We start from the raw sequence: 19,360 nt of genomic DNA, 5'->3' as shown, positions 1-19,360 counted from the left end.
ATGTCACAGACCCATCAGAACATTTCCGCACGCCCGATGCCGGGCCAGCGCACCGGCATCGTGGCCTGGCTCAAGGCCAACCTGTTCTCCAGCCCCACCAACAGCGCCATGACGCTGCTGCTGCTCTCGGTCGTGCTGCTGACCTTGGCCAAAAGCATGGACTGGGTGCTGTTCAACGCCGTCTTCGGCGCCAACCTGGAAGCCTGCAACAACGCCCGGGGCGTTGGCGCCTGCTGGGGTGTGGTCACGGAAAAAGGCCGCCTCATCGTGATGGGCCGCTACCCGCAGGCTGAACACTGGCGCCCGGTGATCGCCACCGCACTCATGCTCGGCGTGGTCGCCATGAGCTGCATGCCGCGCTTCTGGAACCGATGGCTCGCCGCCGTCTGGGCCGTCATGCTGGCGCTCTACTTCGTCCTCATGAAGGGCGGCTGGTTCGGCCTGACGCCGGTGGACACCGACCAGTGGGGCGGCCTGCCGCTGACCGTGATGCTGACCGTGATCGGCATGACCCTGGCCTTTCCGCTGTCCATCCTGGTGGCGCTGGGGCGCCGCTCCAACATGCCCGCCATCAAGACCCTGTGCACGCTGTACGTGGAGCTGATCCGCGGCGTGCCGCTGATCACGGTGCTGTTCATGGCCTCGTTCATGCTGCCCCTGTTCATGCCCGAGGGCGTGAGCATCGACGTGCTGATCCGCGTGCTGGTGGCGATCACCCTGTTCTCGGCCGCCTACATGGCCGAGGTGGTGCGCGGCGGTCTGCAGGCCCTGCCCAAGGGCCAGACCGAGGCGGCCGCGACCCTGGGCCTGAGCTACTGGCAGGCACAGCGCAAGATCGTGCTGCCGCAGGCGCTGACCATGGTCGTGCCCTCGCTCATGAACACCTTCATCGGCATGTTCAAGGACACCTCGCTGGTGACCATCGTCTCGCTCTACGAACTCACCGGCGCGCTGGCCCTGGCGCTCAACGCCGACGCCGACTGGCGCCCGTTCAAGCTCGAAGCCTATTTCTTCATCACGCTGATCTATTTCGTGTTCTGTTTCGCCATGTCGCGCTACTCCCTCTGGGTGGAAAAGCGCACCGCCGTCAGCAAAGTCCGCTGACCACAGAACACCTTCCAACCGAAAGCCCTCCATGAGCCAGCCAGAAGCTCCCATCATCCGCTTCGAAAACGTCAACAAGTGGTACGCCAGCAATGGCTACCACGTGCTGCGCGACATCAACCTCGACTTCGCCAAGGGCGAGAAGGTCGTGATCTGCGGCCCGTCGGGTTCGGGCAAGTCCACACTGATCCGCTGCATCAACGCGCTGGAGGAATACCAGGAAGGCAAGCTCACCGTCGACGGCACCGTGGTCGGCGACGACCTCAAGGGCGTGGACCGCGTGCGCCGCGAAGTGGGCATGGTGTTCCAGCAGTTCAACCTGTTCCCGCACCTGACCGTGCTGGAGAACCTGATCCTCTCGCCCACCTGGGTCGCCAAGATGCCGCGCAACGAGGCGATCGAGAAGGCCATGCACCAGCTCGAACGCGTGCGCATCGCCGAGCACGCCAACAAGTACCCGCTGCAGCTCTCCGGCGGTCAGCAGCAGCGCGTGGCGATCGCGCGTGCGCTGTGCCTCACACCCAAGATCATGCTGTTCGACGAGCCGACCTCGGCGCTCGACCCGGAAATGATCAAGGAGGTGCTGGACGTGATGATCGGCCTGGCCGACCAGGGCATGACCATGCTGTGCGTGACGCACGAGATGGGCTTTGCCAAAGCCGTGGCCGACCGTGTGATCTTCATGGACCAGGGCCAGGTGGTCGAGCAGAACACGCCCGACGAGTTCTTCAACCACCCCCAGAACGAGCGCAGCAAGGACTTCCTGTCCAAGATCCTGGGGCACTGAGCGGCCCTGGCAACACCAGCCCCCTGCCCCTGCGCCGGGGCAGGCGGTCCAATCCCGCCGGCCAGCGGCGCGAGATCGGGTGGAACTTCCAGCGGCCCGGCGGCTTCGAACGGCCTGCCGGACCCTGGGCCCTGTCGAGGCCGGCCTCCTAGGCACCACGCCCCAACCCCGCCCCTTCTGTTCTGAATGGACCACCCCATGCAACGACGTTCCCTGCTGATCGGCGCTGCCTCGCTGCTGAGCGCCACCGCGCTCACGGCCCGCGCCGCCACCCCCACCACCCCCGCACTGCCCGTGCTGCAGGTCTGGAAAGATCCCAGCTGCGGCTGCTGCAAGGACTGGATCGCCTACCTCCAGCGCGACGGCTTCCAGGTCCAGGTCTTCGAGACCGGCAACACCGCGGTGCGCCAGCGCCTGGGCCTGCCGGTGAAGTACGGCTCCTGCCACACCGCCCTGATCGACGGCTACGTGGTCGAAGGCCATGTGAACACGCGCGAGATCCGCCGCCTGCTGGCCGAAAAGCCCGCGGCCATCGGGCTCACCGTGCCGGGCATGCCGGTGGGCAGCCCCGGCATGGACGGCCCCGAGTACGGCGGCCGCAAAGACCCCTACGACGTGCTGCTGGTGCAGCGCGACGGCAGCAGCCGGGTCTACCAGTCCTACCACCGCGGCTGATCACGCCCCGTTGTCCTTCGGAGCCTTCCCATGCCTTTCCTTTCACGGAACACCGCCCTGTGCGGTGCCATGCTCGCGTTGCTGGTGCTGGCCGCGCCAGCCACGGCCCAGACGACCGCGGGTCACGACCATGCGCACACGCCCGCGGCCCCGAGCGCCCCCGCCGCGGCCGAACTGCCCTGGACCGATGCGCACGTGCGCCGCATCGACACCGCGGCCGGCAAAGTCAGCCTCCAGCACGGCGACATCAAGAACCTGGACATGCCGCCCATGACCATGGTGTTCCAGGTGCGCGATCCCGCCAGCCTGACCGGGCTGGCGGTGGGTGACCCGGTCCGCTTCACCGCCGAGAAGTTGCTGGGCGTCTACACGGTGCTGCAGATCGAAAAGCGGCCCTGAAGTCAAAGGTACGCAGGGACGGCGCGGCCGTCAGGCATGGGTGGTACAGCCCGGGCGGTGGCGCACGAACAGCACCACCGCCCGGGCTTTTTTCGCGCTGTCGGCCCGCCGGGGCTTCCCTAGACTTTCGTCACCGCTGGTCGATCCGACCGACCTGGGCTTCAAGAACGTCGTCCAGGTGACGAAGACTACACACCCCTTTTCCCGGAACCACCATGAGAACCAACCTGCCCGTCAGCCAGCAAGAGTTCGTGGTCCCGGATGGCCTCACCCTGGTCTCCACCACGGACCTCACCAGCCGCATCACCTACTGCAACCCGGCCTTCATCGCCGTCAGCGGCTACAGCCGCGAAGAGCTGCTCGGGCAGCCGCACAACCTGGTGCGCCACCCCGACATGCCCGCGGAAGCCTTCCGCGACATGTGGGCCACGCTGCAAGGCGGTTCGCCCTGGTCGGCCCTGGTGAAGAACCGCCGCAAGAACGGCGACCACTACTGGGTGCTGGCCAACGCCACCCCCATCGTTCAGAACGGACAGGTCACCGGCTACCTGTCGGTGCGCACCAAGCCCAGCCGCGAACAGATCGAACAGGCCCAGGCGCTGTACACCCGCCTGCGCACCGAAGCCGAGTCGGGCCGACCGACCATCGCCCTGCACCATGCCCGCCTGGTGCGCACCGGCTGGCGTGGCCACCTGCAGCGCTGGCTGCGCCCCACCCTGGGCAAGAAACTCGGCGCCATCGCGCTGGCCATGGCGTTTGTGATCCAGTTCATCGAAAGCGCCACCGAAGGCATGGCCGAGGTCTGGCACCTGGCGGCCTGGGGCATCACCGCGGTGCTGGCCATCGCCACCGCTGCCTTCATGCGCCGCCTGATGGTGGCACCGCTGGAGCGCGCCGTGGACTTCGCCAACCAGATGGCCGCCGGCGACCTCTCGGCCCGCATCGGCGCCCTGGGGGGCGGCGAGTTCGGCGAACTTGCGCGCGCGCTCAACCAGCTCAACGTCAACCTGCAGGCGGTCGTCTCCGACGTGCGGCGCGAAGTCGAAGGCGTGCAGGTCGCGTCCAATGAAATCGCCAGCGGCAACCAGGACCTCTCGGCCCGCACCGAATCGCAGGCCAGCAGCCTGGAGGAAACCGCCGCGTCCATGGAGGAGCTGACCAGCACGGTGGAACACAGCAGCAACTCGGCGCGCGAAGCCAGCGGCCTGTCCGAACGCGCGGCCGCGGTGGCCCGCGAAGGCAACGCCGCCATGGCCGACGTGATCAGCACCATGGACGACATCAGCCGCTCGTCCAGCCGCATCGGCGACATCATCCAGGTCATCGAAGGTATCTCGTTCCAGACCAACATCCTCGCGCTCAACGCCGCGGTGGAAGCGGCCCGCGCGGGCGAGCAGGGCCGGGGCTTTGCGGTGGTGGCGGCCGAGGTGCGCAGCCTGGCGCAGCGCACGTCCACCGCCGCCAAAGAGATCAAGACCCTGATCGACGAATCCGCCAGCCAGGTGGCCCAGGGAGGTGCCCGCGTGAACAACGCCGGCAAGACCATGGGCCACGTGGTCGAGGCGGTGCAGCAGGTCAACGGCCTGATCAGCGAGATCACCAGCGCCTCGCGCGAGCAGTCGTCGGGCCTGTCGCAGATCAACCAGGCCATCGGCCAGCTCGATTCGGTCACGCAGCAGAACTCGGCCATGGTCGAGGAACTCGCCGCCGCCGCCAGCTCGCTGCAGGCCCAGGCGCAGGTGATGCAGGAATCGGTGCGCATCTTCCGCATGTGAGGACTTGAGCCCCCACGCTCCGCCGCTGGCGCGGGTCGCTGCCCCCCAGGGGGGGGCTGATCCGGCTTGGGGCGACCCGGCGCCGGATCGCAGGCGCCCCCACGCTCCGCCGCTGACGCGGGTCGCTGCCTGACGGGCCGCAGGCAGGTGCGTGCTAAGGTGGCGGCATGCCCCGCAACATCCGCTACACCCTGCTCTCGCTGCGCGACCTGCTGGTGTCCATTGGCCCCTTCGCGCTGCTGACCATCGCCCTGCTGGGCCTGGCCTACTGGTGGCTGGACCCCAACCCGCCCAAACGTGTGGTGCTGGCCACCGGCCCCGCACAAAGCGCCTACGACGCGTTCGGCAAACGCTACGCCGACGCCCTGCGCCGCTACGGCATCACGGTTGAACTGCTGCCCACCGAAGGCTCTTCCGACAACCTGGAACTGCTGCGCACCGGCCGGGCCGATCTGGGCTTCGTGCAGGGCGGCAGCGCCGACATCGGCTACGACGACGAAGAATCCATCGTCTCGCTCGGCAGCCTGTTCGTCGAACCGCTGTGGCTGTTCTACCGCGAAGACGCCGCGCAGCGCCTGAACCACACCCCCACGGTGGCCAGCCTGCCCGACCTGCGGGACTGGCGCGTCAACGTGGGCACCGCCGGCAGCGGCGTGCCGCGCCTGTTCGGCACCCTGCTGGACGTCAACCGCGTGGAACGCCAACAGCTCCAGCTCAGCGAGCTGGCCCAGACGCCGGCCACGGTGGGGTTTCTCGACGGCGAGCTCGATGCGGTGGTGTTCGCCTCGGCGCCCGAGTCGCTGATGGTGCAGATGCTGCTGCAGTCGCCCGGCATCCGGCTGATGGACTTTGCGCAGAGCGAGGCCTATTCGCGCCGCTTTGGTTACCTCACGCCGGTGGTCATGCCGCAGGGCGTGGTAGAGCTGTCGAAAAACATTCCCGAACGCGACGTGCGCCTGGTGGCCTCCACCACCAGCCTGCTGGCCAGCGCGAAGACGCACCCCGCGATCCTGCAGCTGTTCGCGCAGACGGCGACCAGCCTGCACGGCGGCGCCAGCTGGTTCAACCGGGCCCGCGAATACCCCAGCCTGGAACACAGCGAGGTGCCGCTCTCGCCCGAGGCGGTGCGCGCCATCAAGAACGGCCCGCCCTTCCTGCAGCGCTACCTGCCGTTCTGGCTGGCCAACCTGATCGAGCGCATGTGGCTGGCCATGGGCCTGATCATCGCCCTGGCGCTGCCGCTCTCGCGCATCATCCCGCCGCTCTACACCTTCCGCATCCGCTCGCGCGTGTTCCGCTGGTACGCCGAGCTGCGCGACATCGAGCAGCGCCACGAGACCGCTGCCGCCGACGGTGTGAGCGAGCAGCAGCTGCTGGACGAACTGGCCGAGATGGAGGCCAAGGTGGAGAAGGTGGTGATGCCGCTGGCCTTCACCGACGAGCTCTACGCGCTGCGCAACAACATCGCGCTGGTGCGCAACAAGCTGCAACGCAAGGGCTGACACAGGCCGCCGACCGCGGCCGCCCGATCAGTCCGGGCAGGCGATCTGCCGGGAGTTGCGCAGGGCCTCGCGCGCCACCGCGTCCAGCGCGTCATCGACCACGCCGTGGTCGGCCACCACGCGCAGGCGGCCCAGCGCCTGCAGGCGTTCCAGCCCTTTGAGGGTCAGCGAGATGCTGCGACCGTTGGCGGCGTTGAACAGGAACAGGGTGCCGTGCGGGCTGGCCCAGGTCAGCTGGCAGCGCAGCGCCTGATCGTCCTCGCGCAGGTCCACCCAGGTGCCCACGGGCAGCGGTCCCTCCGGGTGCTCGTCGGCTGCGTGCAAACGCTGCCAGGCGCTGTCCATGCGCTCGGTGTCCAGAAAGGCCGGCTGGGTGTCGATGCTCAGGTCGTCCAGGAAACCGGTGTCGCGCACCTCGCCCGGGTGCACCCAGGGCTCGGGCAACAGCTCGCCCTGGCGGCTGGGCACCGGGTCGCTGCCGGCCTCGTTGCGCTGCGTCTTGTAGGCCGCTTCGTGCAGCCCCATCAGGGCCTGGAAGAAGGCCTCGGTCTGCGGGCGCGGGTAGTCGATGCTGTCCAGCCCTTCGCGCAGCGTGCGCAGCAGGCCGGGAATGACCTTGATCAGGCGCGGCCGGTTGCAGCTGGCCAGCGCCAGCTGGCTGGACCACAACAGGTCGGGCAGCAGGTCCATGTAGCGCAGCGCGGGCGCGTCGGCTGCCGAGGCGCCTTCTTGCTGCGCGGCGCGCATGCGCGCCTGCGCCACCACCTGCGCCCAGGGGCCGCTGAGGAAGCGCCGCACCACACCCGGCGCGCGCGAAAAGTCGTTGCGCGAGGCCATTTCGCTCGCCACGCGTTCGGCCAGCAGGTTGCGCTGCTCCACCTTCACCAGCGTCTGCATGGCCAGGCTGCGCGCGGGCGCCAGCGTCACCACGTCGTTGCGGGTCAGGCGCAGCAGCAGTTGCGGAAAGAGCTCGGGCAGGCTCTGGGTGGGCGCCTGCAGCGCCTGCACCGTGTCCTGCAGCTGCTGGGCGTAGTCGGCAAAGCCTCTATCCTGCTCGCTGGTGAAGGCCAGGCCGCGGGCGGTGATGACGTCCAGCAAGCGCCGCGCCGGGTTGAGGCGATCGGCAAAAAAACGCGGGTCGGTGCGGGCGAGCTGCAGCAGCGCGGGTTTGAGGCCCTGCACCCGTTCGCGCACCGCCGGGAGCAGGCGCATGTCTTCGTGGATGCGCCGCAGCATGAGCGTGACCACCTCGGCCGCGAGCGTGCGCACCATGGCGTTCCCCGAACCCGAGGGGCCCTGATCGGACACGCCATGGCCGCTCTGTTCCAGGTTGCCCACCAGCAGCTGGTGCAGGTGGTCCAGCGTGAGCACGGCATCGGTGCCGGTCAGCGCTGCCGCGGGCACGCTGTCGCTGCGTTGGGGGGGCAGGGGGACGGCCGCCCGGCCCGGCACGTTTTGCACCACCACATAACCGGCCGGCTGCACACCCCAGCGGTCGAGCTGGTCGGTCAGGCGGCGGTAGAGTTTCTGCAGTTCGGTGCCCAGCGACACGGCGCCCACATGCAGCCAGCGCGCGCGCACGGCTTCGTCCAGGTGCAGGCTGCCCAGCGCACGCATGAGCGCCCCCACCACCGCTTCGGGCCGCAGCGGGTTGGCCTGGTGGCGCACCACGTCGTGGCCCTGGGCGCGGCTCAGGCGCGCACAGAAGGCGACCAGTTCTTCGTCGGCCGCCATCTTCACCACCTGCTGCACCCGCGCCAGTTCGACGGTGGCCTGCACCTGCCGGTCGTCCATCAGTTCCAGGTCGTCGAAGCTCAGGCTGTCCAGGCTGCGGCCGCCGGTGGGGCGCGCCGTGGCGGGTGTGTGGGGCGCGAGCCCCGTGCCGCCGTGCAGGGCATCGGCCAGAAACGACAGGAAGCGTTCACCCAGCAGTGCGCGGTGCGAAGCAAGCACGCTGCGCGCCCGGGCAAAGGCCTGTTTGTCGTGCAGGTGGCCGGCGGCGGCCTCGCGCTGCTGCAAGGCGTCGTGCAGGGCCGCCAGCCAGCGCGGCACCCACTCGACCGAGAGGACGAGCGCCTCCTTCAGACAGGCGTCAAAAGGGGATTCGGCACGGGCATTCATGGAGGGTGTGGCTGCGTTTCACCGGGCAAGTACAGGAGACTTGCGGACGATTATGGGCAGCGACCACCCGGGACAAAGCCCCGATCAGGGGCAGAAAAGCCCGCAGTTCAGGGCTTCAGCAGCGCCGCCCAGCCCTCGGCACCCAGCCCGCGCAGCGTGGCGATGTTGCGCTCCACGATCTGCTCGGCATCGCCCGCGTCGGAGGCCACGGCGCGCTCGACGCTGTCCTCACGCAGCAGGTGCAGCGTGGGGTATGGTGCGCGGTTGGTGAAATGGCTGGGGTCGTCTGCCACTTCACCCTCGAACAGGAACTGGGGGTGGAAGTTGGCCACCTGGATCACGCCTTCGAGCTCGTGCTCGGCCACCACGTCGTCGACCACGTTCATGAAGTCGTTGAAGACCTCGAAGTCCGGGAACAGCGTGGGGTGCACCAGCAGCGTGGTGTCGATTTGATCGGCCGGCGTGTTCACCAGCAGGTCCAGCTCGCGGTCCAGCTCGTCCAGGAACGCATCCAGGTGCCGCGCCCGGCTGACCACGATGCGCACCTGGTTCTTCACGTACACCGAACGCGCGAACGGGCACAGATTCAACCCGATCACCGCTTTCTCGATCCAGCGGCGGGTGTCGGCCAAAACGGTGTCGTCAGTGAGTTCCATGTGCGTGTCCGGATCGAGGTGTCTTCAGTCGAGAATGCCGCGGAACTGGCTTCGCCAGGCCGCAGGCATTGCCCCCCAGTGGGGGGTGACGCGCCGCAAGGCGCGGCGCGGGGGGCGTTCAATCAAATAGATTTGAAGCGCGCGCGCTTCGGACGAGCGCCCTCTTCGCCCAGGCGCTTCTTCTTGTCGGCCTCGTACTCGGAGAAGTTGCCGTCGAAGAAATACCACTGCGAGTTGCCTTCGCAGGCCAGGATGTGGGTGCAGATGCGGTCGAGGAACCAGCGGTCGTGCGAGATCACCATGGCCGAGCCGGCGAATTCCAGCAGCGCCTCTTCCAGCGCACGCAGGGTTTCGACGTCCAGGTCGTTCGAGGGTTCGTCGAGCATCAGCACGTTGCCGCCCTGGGCCAGGGTCTTGGCCAGGTGCAGGCGGCCGCGCTCACCGCCGGAGAGGTTGCCCACCAGCTTCTGCTGGTCGTTGCCCTTGAAGTTGAAGCGGCCGATGTACGCGCGCGAGGGCATGACGAACTTGCCCACGGTGATGTTGTCCAGCCCGCCGGACACGTCTTGCCACACGGTCTTGCTGCCGTCCAGGCTCTCGCGGCTCTGGTCCACAAACGCCAGCTTGGCGGTCTGGCCAATGGTCACCGAGCCCGAGTCCGGCGTCTCGACGCCCTGGATCATGCGGAACAGGGTCGACTTGCCGGCACCGTTGGGGCCGATGATGCCGACGATGGCGCCCGGGGGCACCGAGAAGCTCAGGTTGTCGATCAGCACGCGGTCGCCGAAGGACTTGCTCACGCCGTTGAACTCGATCACCTGGTTGCCCAGGCGCTCGGCCACCGGGATGAAGATTTCGTTGGTCTCGTTGCGCTTCTGGTATTCGACGTCGCTCAGTTCCTCGAAGCGTGCCAGACGCGCCTTGCTCTTGGCCTGGCGGCCCTTGGCGTTGGAGCGCACCCACTTGAGTTCTTCCTTCATCGCCTTGGTGCGGGCGTCTTCGGACTTCTGCTCGGTTTCCAGGCGGCGTTCCTTCTGGTCCAGCCAGTCGGAGTAGTTGCCCTTCCACGGGATGCCGTGGCCGCGGTCGAGTTCCAGAATCCACTCGGCCGCGTTGTCCAGGAAGTAGCGGTCGTGGGTGATGGCGACCACGGTGCCGGGGAAGCGCTGCAGGAAGTGCTCCAGCCACTCGACCGATTCGGCGTCCAAGTGGTTGGTCGGTTCGTCGAGCAGCAGCATGTCCGGGCGCGAGAGCAGCAGGCGGCACAGCGCCACGCGGCGCTTTTCACCACCCGAGAGGTTCTTGATGGTGGCGTCCCAGGGCGGCAGGTTCAGCGCGTCGGCGGCCAGTTCCAGCTGCAGGTCGGAGTTTTCCGAACCGCTGGCGGCGATGATGGCTTCGAGCTCGGCCTGCTCGGCGGCCAGGGCATCGAAGTCGGCGTCTTCTTCGGCGTAGGCGGCGTACACCTCGTCCAGGCGGGCCTTGGCCTTGAGCGCGCCGCCGATGCCCTCTTCCACCGCCTGGCGCACGTTCTGGTCGGGGTTGAGCTGGGGTTCCTGCGGCAGGTAGCCGATCTGGATGCCCGGCATGGCAATCGCTTCGCCCTCGATCTCCTTGTCGATGCCGGCCATGATCTTGAGCAGCGTGGACTTGCCCGAGCCGTTGAGGCCCAGCACGCCGATCTTGGCGCCGGGGAAGAAGCTGATGGAAACGTCCTTCAAGATCTGCCGCTTGGGCGGCACGGTCTTGGTGACACGGTTCATGGAGAAGACGTATTGGGCCATGGCAAGTCTGTGGGAGTGAAAGGGGGCGCTGCAGCCCGTGGGGCTGACCGGCGGCCCGACGCCCGGATCGGGGAGGGGCGGCGCCAAAAACGTCAATTATCGCCGGGCGGCGTTTCGCGGGTGTTGCGCAGCGCCTGCTGGGCCACGGCGTCCAGTGCGTGTTCGACCACCCCGCCGGTGGACACGATGCGCAGCGCGTCCCGCCCGGCCAGGCGGTCCAGCGTGCGCCGGGTCATGGAATGCGCCAGGCCCCGGGACGAGATGAACATGTAAAGCCCACCGCGCGGGCTGGTCCAGGTCAGCTGGGCGCGCACCCACTCGCCCTGCACCTGCAGGTCCACCCAGGCGCCGGGGCCCAGGTCGGCGGGCACCAGCGGCTCCAGCGGCATGGGGCCGGACGCGGCGTCCACGAAGCCCGCCTCTTCCGCGGCCTGTCCCGCGATCCAGAAGGTTTCCGGCCGGGGTTCGAGCGCATGCGCTGGCGCGGTCACGGCCGCCGGCGGGTCGCTCCCATCATCCTGTGCCGTGCCCATGTCCGCCGCCGGCGAGGCCTCGGGCACCACCACCTCGGTCAGGTCAACGAACGGGACCCGGGTCAGCGTGGGCACGTCAAAGGCCTTTTCGTGCAAGGCCCGCAGCGCGTCCACGAAGGTGCCGGTCAACTCGGCCGGGTAACCGATGCGATCGAGCCCCTGGTGCAGCTGGGCCACCAGGCGGGGCACCAGGCGCCCCAGGCGGTCCTCGTCGCGGCGGATCAGCGCCGGCTGCACGCTCCAGATCAGCTCGTCGACCACACCGTCCAGCGCTTGGGCGGCCGCACCGGCGGGCGCGGGTGTCAGCTGCGCCTCGGCCAGGGCCTGGGCCCAGGGCTCGACCAGGAAGCGCTGCACGAACTCGGGCACCTCCTTGCCCTGCCAGCGCCGTCGGTGCTCGGCCGCCAGCCGCTCGGCCAGGGTCTGGCGCTGCTCGGCGTGCATCAGGGCACGCGCGGCGTCGGCGCGGCGCTGCTGCTTGCGGGCGTCGTCCTGTTCCCAGCGCTGGCGCAGGCGCCGCAGCAGGCGGGCAAACGTCTCGTCCGACACCTGCACCCGGTTGATGGAACGCACCGCCACGTCCAGCGAATGCAGCAGCTCGGCAAACCCCTCGTCGGCATGGCTTTGAAAACCCAGGCTGCGCTGGGTCAGCGCTTCGAGCAACTGGCGCGCCGGGTGCAGGCGGTCGCTGAAGAAACGCGGCTCGGCCTGCGACAGGCGGATCAGCGCCGGCTCCAGCAGGCCGATCTGCTGGCGGATGGCCGGCAGCAGGCGTTCGTCGTGCGTGAGGTGCTCCAGCATCAGGCGCACCACCTCCTGGCCCAGCAGGCGCCCCAGCTGCTGGCCACTGACCACCGGCAGTTCGGGTGGCTCGGCCGGGGTGGAACCGTCGGACTGGCCGCTGGCGTGCGCCGGGCGCTGGCGCAGGCGCTGCAGCAGCGGCTCGATCATGTCCAGGTCTTCCAGCGCCGCCATGGAGGCCGGCACCGTTTGCAAGAACAGCGGACCGCCCGGGGCCGGCGCGTTCAGGTCCCCGGCCAGCAACTGGCGCAGCCGGCCCAGCGTCAGCAGCGTGCGGCCCACCGCCCGGCTGGGCGGCTGGTCCGACGCCTCGCGCACGTTGCTGGCCTGCAGCGGCTCAACGCCGTGCGCCAGCAGCCACTGGATGAGTTCGCGGTACACCAGCCGCAGGCTCTCGCCCATGAGGCTGGCCATCGGCACGAACAGCGCGCTGCGCTGCTGCGCGTCGGGCACGTGGCGCAGCATCAGCGCGCGCAGGGCCGTCGCGTAGGCGCGCGGCCGCAGCGGGTTGAGGTCGGGCTGCACCGTCAGCCAGCCCATGAGGTTGCTCACCAGTGCGTTCAGGCGCGGCAGCGGCTCGGCCGCGGGCGCGAGCAGGGCCTGTTCGGCGGTGGCGAATTCGATGCTGGCGTTGATCTGCCGGTCGTCCAGCAGGCGCAGGTCGTCAAAACGCACCGTGGCCTGCCCCGGCGCGTCGCCCCCACCGGGCCCGTGGTAGAGCACCTGGCGCAGTTGCTGGTGCCAGTCGCGCTTGAGGACGTCGGCGCTGGCGATCAGCCGTTCGACCCGCGCCACGTCCACCAGCTCCAGGCCCAGCGGCAACGGGCCCGGGCGGTCCAGGTCGCAAACGGGGGCCAGGCCGGCCAGCAACTCGTCGATCATGCTGTCGGAGATCGACAGCGCCGCCTCCAGCGTGTGCTGCAGCGTGGGGCGCAGCCGCCCCGTGTCGTTCGCGACACCGGAACGGATCAGCTGGGGCGAGTGCAGGACGTCGGACATGGGGGGCGATCGGGGCAGCCATTCATTATCAAATTGGCCTGGCCCAGCGGGCCCCGCCAGGCGGCGAGCGGCCGCCGCCAGCAGACAGACTGCAAGCCGTGCGACAATACGGGCCGTTCGGGCACTCCAGTCGGCCCGGCACCAGCGATCACGCTGGGGCGTTCACAGCACACCAAGTGGCGCCCATCCTTGAATCCATCTGCCCGTTCTGGCCCTTTGGCACCTTGCCTGAGGGAGTGGCCGATGCCCCCAGCGCCCTGGACGGGCGCCCCAACTGCCAATGAACTTTGAAGACCTGAACCTGGCCCCGGCCATCGTGCAAGCCGTGCGCGAGCACGGTTACGAAACCCCCACCCCCATCCAGGCCGAGGCGATCCCCGCCGTGCTGGCCGGGCGCGACCTGCTCGGCGGTGCCCAGACCGGCACCGGCAAGACCGCCGCCTTCACCCTGCCCATGCTGCACCGCCTCTCGCAGGGCGAGCGCGGCAAGAACCGCTTCGGCGGCGTCGCCATCCGTGCCCTGGTGCTCACGCCCACGCGTGAACTCGCGGCCCAGGTCGAAGAGTCGGTGCGTGTCTACGGCAAGCACCTCTCGCTGACCTCCACCGTCGTTTTCGGCGGCGTCGGCATGAACCCGCAGATCAACGCCATGAAGCGCGGCGTCGACATCCTGGTGGCCACGCCCGGCCGCCTGCTGGACCTGCAGGGCCAGGGCTTCCTGGACCTGTCGCAGGTGCAGATCCTGGTGCTCGACGAAGCCGACCGCATGCTGGACATGGGCTTCATCCACGACGTCAAGAAGGTGCTGGCCCTGGTGCCCAAGGACAAGCAGAGCCTGCTGTTCTCGGCCACCTTCAGCGACGAGATCCGCGACCTGGCCAACAACCTGCTCAAGGACCCGCAGAGCATCCAGGTGACCCCGCGCAACACCACGGTGCAGCGCATCACCCAGGTCATCCACCCCGTGGGCCGCGGCAAGAAGAAGGCCCTGCTGGTGCACATCATCAACCAGCACAACTGGAGCCAGGTGCTGGTGTTCACGCGCACCAAGTTCGGCGCCAACAACGTGGCCGACTTCCTGACCAAGAACGGCATCAAGGCCATGGCGCTGCACGGCAACAAGAGCCAGGGTGCCCGCACCCAGGCGCTGGCCGACTTCAAGAGCGGCGACATCCGCGCCCTGGTGGCCACCGACATCGCGGCCCGCGGCATCGACATCGACGAGCTGCCGCACGTCGTCAACTACGAGATCCCGAACGTCAGCGAAGACTATGTGCACCGCATCGGCCGCACCGGCCGCGCGGGCAAGAGCGGTGAAGCCGTCAACCTCGTGAGCCTGGACGAAGAAGGCTTCATGATGGACATCGAGCGCTTCACCAAGCAGCAGATTCCGGTCGAGATCTTCCAGGAATTCATGCCCGAGCCGGGTGAGAAGGCCGAGCCCATCGCCATGGGCCGCCAGACCATCTGGGGCGGCGCGGGCAAGCCGCCCAGCCGCGACGTGATGGCCGCCGCCGCCAAGGCCGCGCGCCAGGAAATGATGACCCGCATCCGCGAGAAGAAGGCGACCGAGAGCCAGCCCAAGGCCCGTGGTGGTCAGCGCCCCCAGGGCGGCGGCCAGCAAGCCAGCGGCGAAGAAGGCCAGGAGCGCCCGCCGCGCCGTGACAACGCCGGTGGCGGCAACGGCCAGGGCCCGCGTGCCGACCGCGGCGAAGGCGGTGGCGCCAACAACCGCAACCGCCGCCGCCGTGGCGGTGGTGGTGGCCAGGGCCAGCAAGCCCAGGGTCCGAACCAAGGCCAGGGCCAGGGTGGCCAAGGCCAGCGCCAAGACCGCCCGCCGCGCCAGGACCGTGGTCCGCGCCCGGAACGCGACTTTGAAGACGGCGAACGCGCCGAACGCCAACCCGGCGCCAACGCACACCTGGGCAGCCTGCGCATCCGCGAACCGCGCCCCCGCGCGGCCGCGCCCGGCGGCCAGCCCGACCCGCTGCGCACGGGCATCGACTCGATGCGCGCCGGCAAGCGCAGTGGCGGCGGCGGTGGCAACAACAAGAACCGCGGCGGCAAGCCCGGTGGCGGCAACGGCGGCCAGCCCGATCCGCTGCGCACCCGCTTCGGCCACATCGGCTGAACGGCGCAGGCCTCCAAAAAACAGCGGACTTCGGTCCGCTTTTTTTTGGGATGCCGGCATTAAGTGATCGCTAAGTCTGGATGCGAACAATGCGACCGGTCACGGGGGCTCCGCCTCTGGACACATTCCAAAGGAAACCCCAATGAACAAGCTGCTCGTCGCTCTGATCGCTTCCCTGACCGTGTTCGCCGCTGGCGCCGCCACCCCGGCCGGCACCCCGACCGCTGCCGTGACCCCGGCCGCTGCCCCCGCCAAGGCCGCTGCCACGCCCGCCGCCGCTGCTGCTCCGGCCGCAGTTGCCGCCACCGCTGCCGCTCCGGCCGCCAAGGCCGAAGCCCCCAAGAAGGCTGTGAAGCACGCCAAGAAGGCCAAGAAGGCCGAGAAGGTCAAGGAAGAAGTCAAGGCCGAAGAAAAGAAGTCCTGATCCAGGGTTCTTCTGATCAAAAAGGCGGGATCACTCCCGCCTTTTTTGTTTCAATCGCAGACCGCACCGCTCTCTGCCCTGCCCATGAAACTGCTGCTTGCCGAAGACGACGCCATGCTGGGCTCCGGCATGGAAAAGGCCCTCACCCAGGCCGGGTTCACGGTCGACTGGGTGCGCACCGGACAGCACACGCTGGGCGCGCTGGAAGCGGCCGGCTACGACGTGGTGCTGCTGGACATCGGCCTGCCCGACATCGACGGCCTGCAGGTCCTGCAACGCATGCGCCGCCAGCGCCAGCACACCCCGGTGCTCATGGTCACCGCGCGCGACGCGGTGAGCGACCGCGTCATGGGCCTGAACCAGGGCGCCGACGACTACCTCACCAAACCTTTTGACCTGGACGAGCTGGTGGCGCGCATCCACGCGCTGGCGCGGCGCCAGGCCGGCCAGGCCCACCCCAGCCTGCAGCTCGGCCGCCTCGAACTGCGCCCCATCGAACGCGCGGCGCTGCTGGCCGGTCAGCCCCTGGCCCTGTCGCCGCGTGAATTCGACCTGCTGCACGCGCTGATGCACAAGCCCGGGGCGGTGCTGTCGATCGAGCAGCTGGAGAACAAGCTCTACGGCTGGGGCCAGGAGGTGTCCAGCAACGCCATCGAGGTGCACCTGCACCACCTGCGCCGCAAGCTCGGTGAGCCCTGGATCCGCAACGTCCGGGGCGTGGGCTACAAGCTGGTGGAAGTGCAGTGAATTCGATCCGCTCGCGGCTGCTGCTGTGGCAGATCTCGGCCCTGCTGGTCACGGCCCTGGTGGTCGGCGTGCTGACCTACCGGCTGGCATTGCAGGGGTTCCACGAGGTCCAGGACACCGGCCTCGAACAGATTGCGCACACGGTCTTGCGGCACGACGAGACCCCCGTGCCGGCCCCGGCGGGGCGCGCGCGGCCCAGCCCGCCACCGACCTACACCACCGGCGACGAGCTGTCGCCGCCCGAGCCGGAAGAAAGTGTCATGGAGCCGGCGGACGACGAACCCGACGAGGGGCGGTTCGTCAGCCAGATCTGGAGCACCAAGGGTGAACTGATCTACGCGTCGGTGCTCGACGACGGCCCGCCACTGCAGCCCCCGGGCTACCATTTTGTGGTCTGGGGGACGCACACCTGGCGCGTGTACACCCTGCCGCGCGAGACGCGCACCGTGCAGGTGGCCATGACCCGCCAAGACCGCAACCAGGGTGTGTCGTCGCTGGTGGTCTGGTTGCTGCTGCCGATGGGGCTGCTGGTACTGCTGCTGGGCGTGCTGATCCACGAAGCGGTCTCGCGCGCCCTGCGACCGCTGGACCAGCTGCGGCGCGACATCGGGCAGCGCGAGATGGCCGAGCTGCACGCCGTGGCCCTCTCCGACCTGCCCGACGAGGTCGCCCCGCTGGCCCACACCCTGAACCAGCTGCTCGCACGCCTGGACCACCTGCTGGCCGGCCAGCGGCAGTTCCTGGCCGACGCCGCTCACGAACTGAACACGCCGCTGGCAGCCATCAAGCTGCAGGCCCAGCTGGCGCGCCGCGCGCACGAGGCCGAGCGCCAGACGGCCCTGGACGATCTGGACGCCGGCATCGAGCGCGCCATCCACCTGACGGCCCAGCTGCTGCAGTTCGCCCGGCTGGAACCCGACCAGCGCGCGTCCACCCATGAAGCGCTCCGGCTGGACGCCCTGGTGCGCCAGTCGGTGGTGGCGTTTTCCGCCGCGGCCGATGCCCGCGACACCGACCTGGGGCTGGTGCAGGCCGACGCCGCGCCCCTGGTCGGCGACCGTGTCGCCTTGCGCGCCCTGCTGGACAACCTGCTGGACAACGCCCTGCGTTACACCCCGCCCGGCGCCCGGATCGACGTGAGCCTGCGGCGGGAGGCCGACGGGGTGTTGCTGGAGATCGCGGACAACGGCCCCGGCATCCCCGCACAGGACCGCTCACGCGCCGTGGAGCGTTTCGTGCGGCTGAACCCGACCGACATCACCGGCAGCGGTCTGGGCCTGGCCATCGCGCGCGCAACGGCCGCCCTGCACGGCGGCTCGCTTCAGCTGGACGACACGCCCGGCGGCGGGTTGACCGTGCGCGTGCGGCTGCCACTCTCACCCCCGCCGTAACCCACGCCGCCGTGCAGCGCCCCCCCGGCGCTGACCTGCACCGCGCAGTACTTGAACTCGGGGATCTTGCCGAACGGGTCCAGCGCCGGGTTGGTCAGCAGGTTGGCGGCCGCCTCGGCGTAGGCGAAGGGGATGTACACCGTGCCCGGCGGCGTGCCGTCGTCGCGCCGCGTGCGCAGCACCACGTTGCCGCGGCGCGAGCGCACCGTCACCACATCGCCCGCCTGCACGCCCAGGCGCTGCAGCTCGGCGCCGTTCAGGCTCACCGTCGGGCCCGGCTCCACCGCGTCCAGCACCTGGCTGCGGCGCGTCATGCTGCCGGTGTGCCAGTGCTCCAGCTGGCGGCCGGTGATGAGCACCCAGGGGTAGTCGGCATCGGGCGTTTCCGCCGCGGGTTTGAAGGCGGCGGGCACCAGCTGCACGCGCCCGTCGGCCGTGGCGAAATGGTCGCTGAAGACGATGGGCTGGCCCGGGTCGTCTGCGCTCAGGCAGGGGTAGGTCACGCTGCCCTCGCGCTCCAGCCGCTCCCAGCTGATGCCGGCGATCACGCCGTGCATGGCCTGTCGCAGCTCTTCGTAGACCGCCGCCACACCGGACTCTGGTCCGGTGTAGTTCCAGGCCAGGCCCATGCGTTGTGCCATTTGCTGAATGATCCAGAGGTCGGGCTTCGCATCGCCCGGCAGGTCGAGCGCGCGGCGGCCCATCTGCACCATGCGGTCGGTGTTGGTCACAGTGCCGGTCTTTTCCGGCCAGGCGCTGGCGGGCAGCACCACGTCGGCCAGCCAGGCGGTTTCGGTCATGAAGATGTCCTGCACCACCAGGTGCTGCAGGCCGGCCAGGCCTTCGCGGGCGTGGTTCAGGTCGGGGTCGCTCATGGCCGGGTTCTCGCCCATGATGTACATGCCCCAGATCTTCTGCGGGTCGTCGGCCGGCGCATGCGCCTTGTGCAGGATTTCCACCACGGTCAGGCCGGGCTGCGGGTCCAGCGCCATGTCCCAGAAGGCCTCGAACCAGTCGTGCACCTCGGGGTGGTTCACGCGCTGGTAGTTGGGGTACATCATGGGGATCAGCCCCGCGTCGCTCGCTCCTTGCACGTTGTTCTGCCCGCGCAGCGGGTGCAGGCCGGTGCCGGGGCGGCCGATCTGCCCGGTGAGGCTGGCCAGCGCGATCAGGCAGCGCACGTTGTCGGTGCCGTGGGTGTGCTGGCTCACGCCCATGCCCCAGAGGATCATGGACGCCTTGCTCGTGGCGTAGGCGCGCGCCACCTCTCTGATGGTCTGCGGGTCGATGCCGCAGATCGGCGACATGGCCTCGGGCGTGGTGTGCTGCACCTGTTCGCGGATGGCGTCGAAGTTGTCCACGCGTCGGGCAATGAAATCGGCGTCGGTCAGGCCCTCTTCGATGATCACGTGCAGCATCGCGTTGAGCAGGGCCACGTCGGTGTCGGCCTTGAATTGCAGGCTGCGCCAGGCGTGACGGTGCAGGTCGGTGCGGCGCGGGTCGGCCAGCACGATCTGCGTGCCGCGCGCGG

General features: G+C 69.1%; 15 protein-coding genes. 10 read left to right on the top strand and 5 right to left on the bottom strand.

The features are described 5' to 3' along the window. The 6 genes from RMP09_RS02980 to RMP09_RS02955 all read left to right on the top strand — a co-directional run bounded on the left by RMP09_RS02980 (position 1) and on the right by RMP09_RS02955 (position 6,242). Entirely contained in the window at positions 1–1,104 is a 1,104-nt protein-coding gene (locus RMP09_RS02980) for an amino acid ABC transporter permease (protein ID WP_310564518.1), read from the top strand. A gap of 31 nt (positions 1,105–1,135) precedes the next feature. Then, positions 1,136–1,891, top strand: a complete 756-nt coding sequence (locus RMP09_RS02975) for an amino acid ABC transporter ATP-binding protein (RefSeq protein ID WP_310564517.1) — start codon at positions 1,136–1,138, stop codon at positions 1,889–1,891. Between the two features lie 198 nt (positions 1,892–2,089). Then, positions 2,090–2,566 (top strand): DUF411 domain-containing protein, encoded by a 477-nt coding sequence (locus RMP09_RS02970; RefSeq protein WP_310564516.1) that lies wholly within the window; start codon positions 2,090–2,092, stop codon positions 2,564–2,566. A gap of 30 nt (positions 2,567–2,596) precedes the next feature. Further along, positions 2,597–2,965 carry a copper-binding protein gene (locus RMP09_RS02965; RefSeq protein WP_310564515.1) on the top strand — a complete coding sequence of 123 codons (369 nt, stop codon included), beginning with the start codon at positions 2,597–2,599 and terminating at the stop codon, positions 2,963–2,965. Positions 2,966–3,180: 215 nt separating this feature from the next. After that, complete coding sequence (locus RMP09_RS02960; RefSeq protein ID WP_310564514.1) at positions 3,181–4,740, top strand: methyl-accepting chemotaxis protein; 1,560 nt, start codon at positions 3,181–3,183, stop codon at positions 4,738–4,740. A gap of 167 nt (positions 4,741–4,907) precedes the next feature. Next, on the top strand, positions 4,908–6,242 hold the full coding sequence (locus RMP09_RS02955; RefSeq protein WP_310564513.1) for a TAXI family TRAP transporter solute-binding subunit: 1,335 nt from the start codon (positions 4,908–4,910) through the stop codon (positions 6,240–6,242). A 27-nt stretch (positions 6,243–6,269) separates the two neighbouring features. Here the strand turns inward: RMP09_RS02955 and RMP09_RS02950 are convergent, their stop codons facing one another. From RMP09_RS02950 to RMP09_RS02935, 4 genes are all read right to left on the bottom strand, one after another. Then, positions 6,270–8,363 (bottom strand): DUF1631 family protein, encoded by a 2,094-nt coding sequence (locus RMP09_RS02950; RefSeq protein ID WP_310564512.1) that lies wholly within the window; start codon positions 8,361–8,363, stop codon positions 6,270–6,272. A 107-nt stretch (positions 8,364–8,470) separates the two neighbouring features. Then, entirely contained in the window at positions 8,471–9,019 is a 549-nt protein-coding gene (locus RMP09_RS02945) for a DUF1415 domain-containing protein (protein WP_310564511.1), read from the bottom strand. A 122-nt stretch (positions 9,020–9,141) separates the two neighbouring features. Next, entirely contained in the window at positions 9,142–10,803 is a 1,662-nt protein-coding gene (ettA, locus tag RMP09_RS02940; protein WP_310564510.1) for an energy-dependent translational throttle protein EttA, read from the bottom strand. 92 nt (positions 10,804–10,895) lie between these two features. Further along, entirely contained in the window at positions 10,896–13,136 is a 2,241-nt protein-coding gene (locus RMP09_RS02935; RefSeq protein ID WP_310564509.1) for a DUF1631 family protein, read from the bottom strand. A gap of 280 nt (positions 13,137–13,416) precedes the next feature. Here RMP09_RS02935 and RMP09_RS02930 point away from each other — a divergent pair, with 280 nt between their 5' ends. The 4 genes from RMP09_RS02930 to RMP09_RS02915 all read left to right on the top strand — a co-directional run bounded on the left by RMP09_RS02930 (position 13,417) and on the right by RMP09_RS02915 (position 17,829). Further along, positions 13,417–15,267, top strand: coding sequence for a DEAD/DEAH box helicase (locus tag RMP09_RS02930; protein WP_310564508.1), 1,851 nt, complete (start codon positions 13,417–13,419; stop codon positions 15,265–15,267). A gap of 142 nt (positions 15,268–15,409) precedes the next feature. Continuing rightward, the gene (locus tag RMP09_RS02925) at positions 15,410–15,691 is read left to right on the top strand and encodes a hypothetical protein (protein WP_310564507.1); all 282 of its coding nucleotides are present in this window, start codon (positions 15,410–15,412) and stop codon (positions 15,689–15,691) included. Positions 15,692–15,775: 84 nt separating this feature from the next. Next, complete coding sequence (locus tag RMP09_RS02920) at positions 15,776–16,438, top strand: response regulator transcription factor (protein WP_310564506.1); 663 nt, start codon at positions 15,776–15,778, stop codon at positions 16,436–16,438. Further along, positions 16,435–17,829, top strand: a complete 1,395-nt coding sequence (locus RMP09_RS02915; RefSeq protein ID WP_310564505.1) for a HAMP domain-containing sensor histidine kinase — start codon at positions 16,435–16,437, stop codon at positions 17,827–17,829. The genes RMP09_RS02920 and RMP09_RS02915 overlap by 4 nt, the downstream gene beginning before the upstream one ends. On the opposite strand, the gene RMP09_RS02910 is transcribed toward RMP09_RS02915, so the two are convergent. Further along, positions 17,760–19,360: molybdopterin oxidoreductase family protein (locus tag RMP09_RS02910; RefSeq protein ID WP_310564504.1), on the bottom strand; the 1,601-nt coding region annotated here is incomplete at its 5' end. The two genes, RMP09_RS02915 and RMP09_RS02910, sit on opposite strands and share 70 nt — an antisense overlap.

The sequence above is a fragment of the Hydrogenophaga sp. genome (assembly GCF_031426985.1).
Classification (GTDB): domain Bacteria; phylum Pseudomonadota; class Gammaproteobacteria; order Burkholderiales; family Burkholderiaceae_C; genus Hydrogenophaga.
Note: the sequence above shows the minus strand (reverse complement) of the source record. Positions and strands in the feature narration are given on the sequence as shown.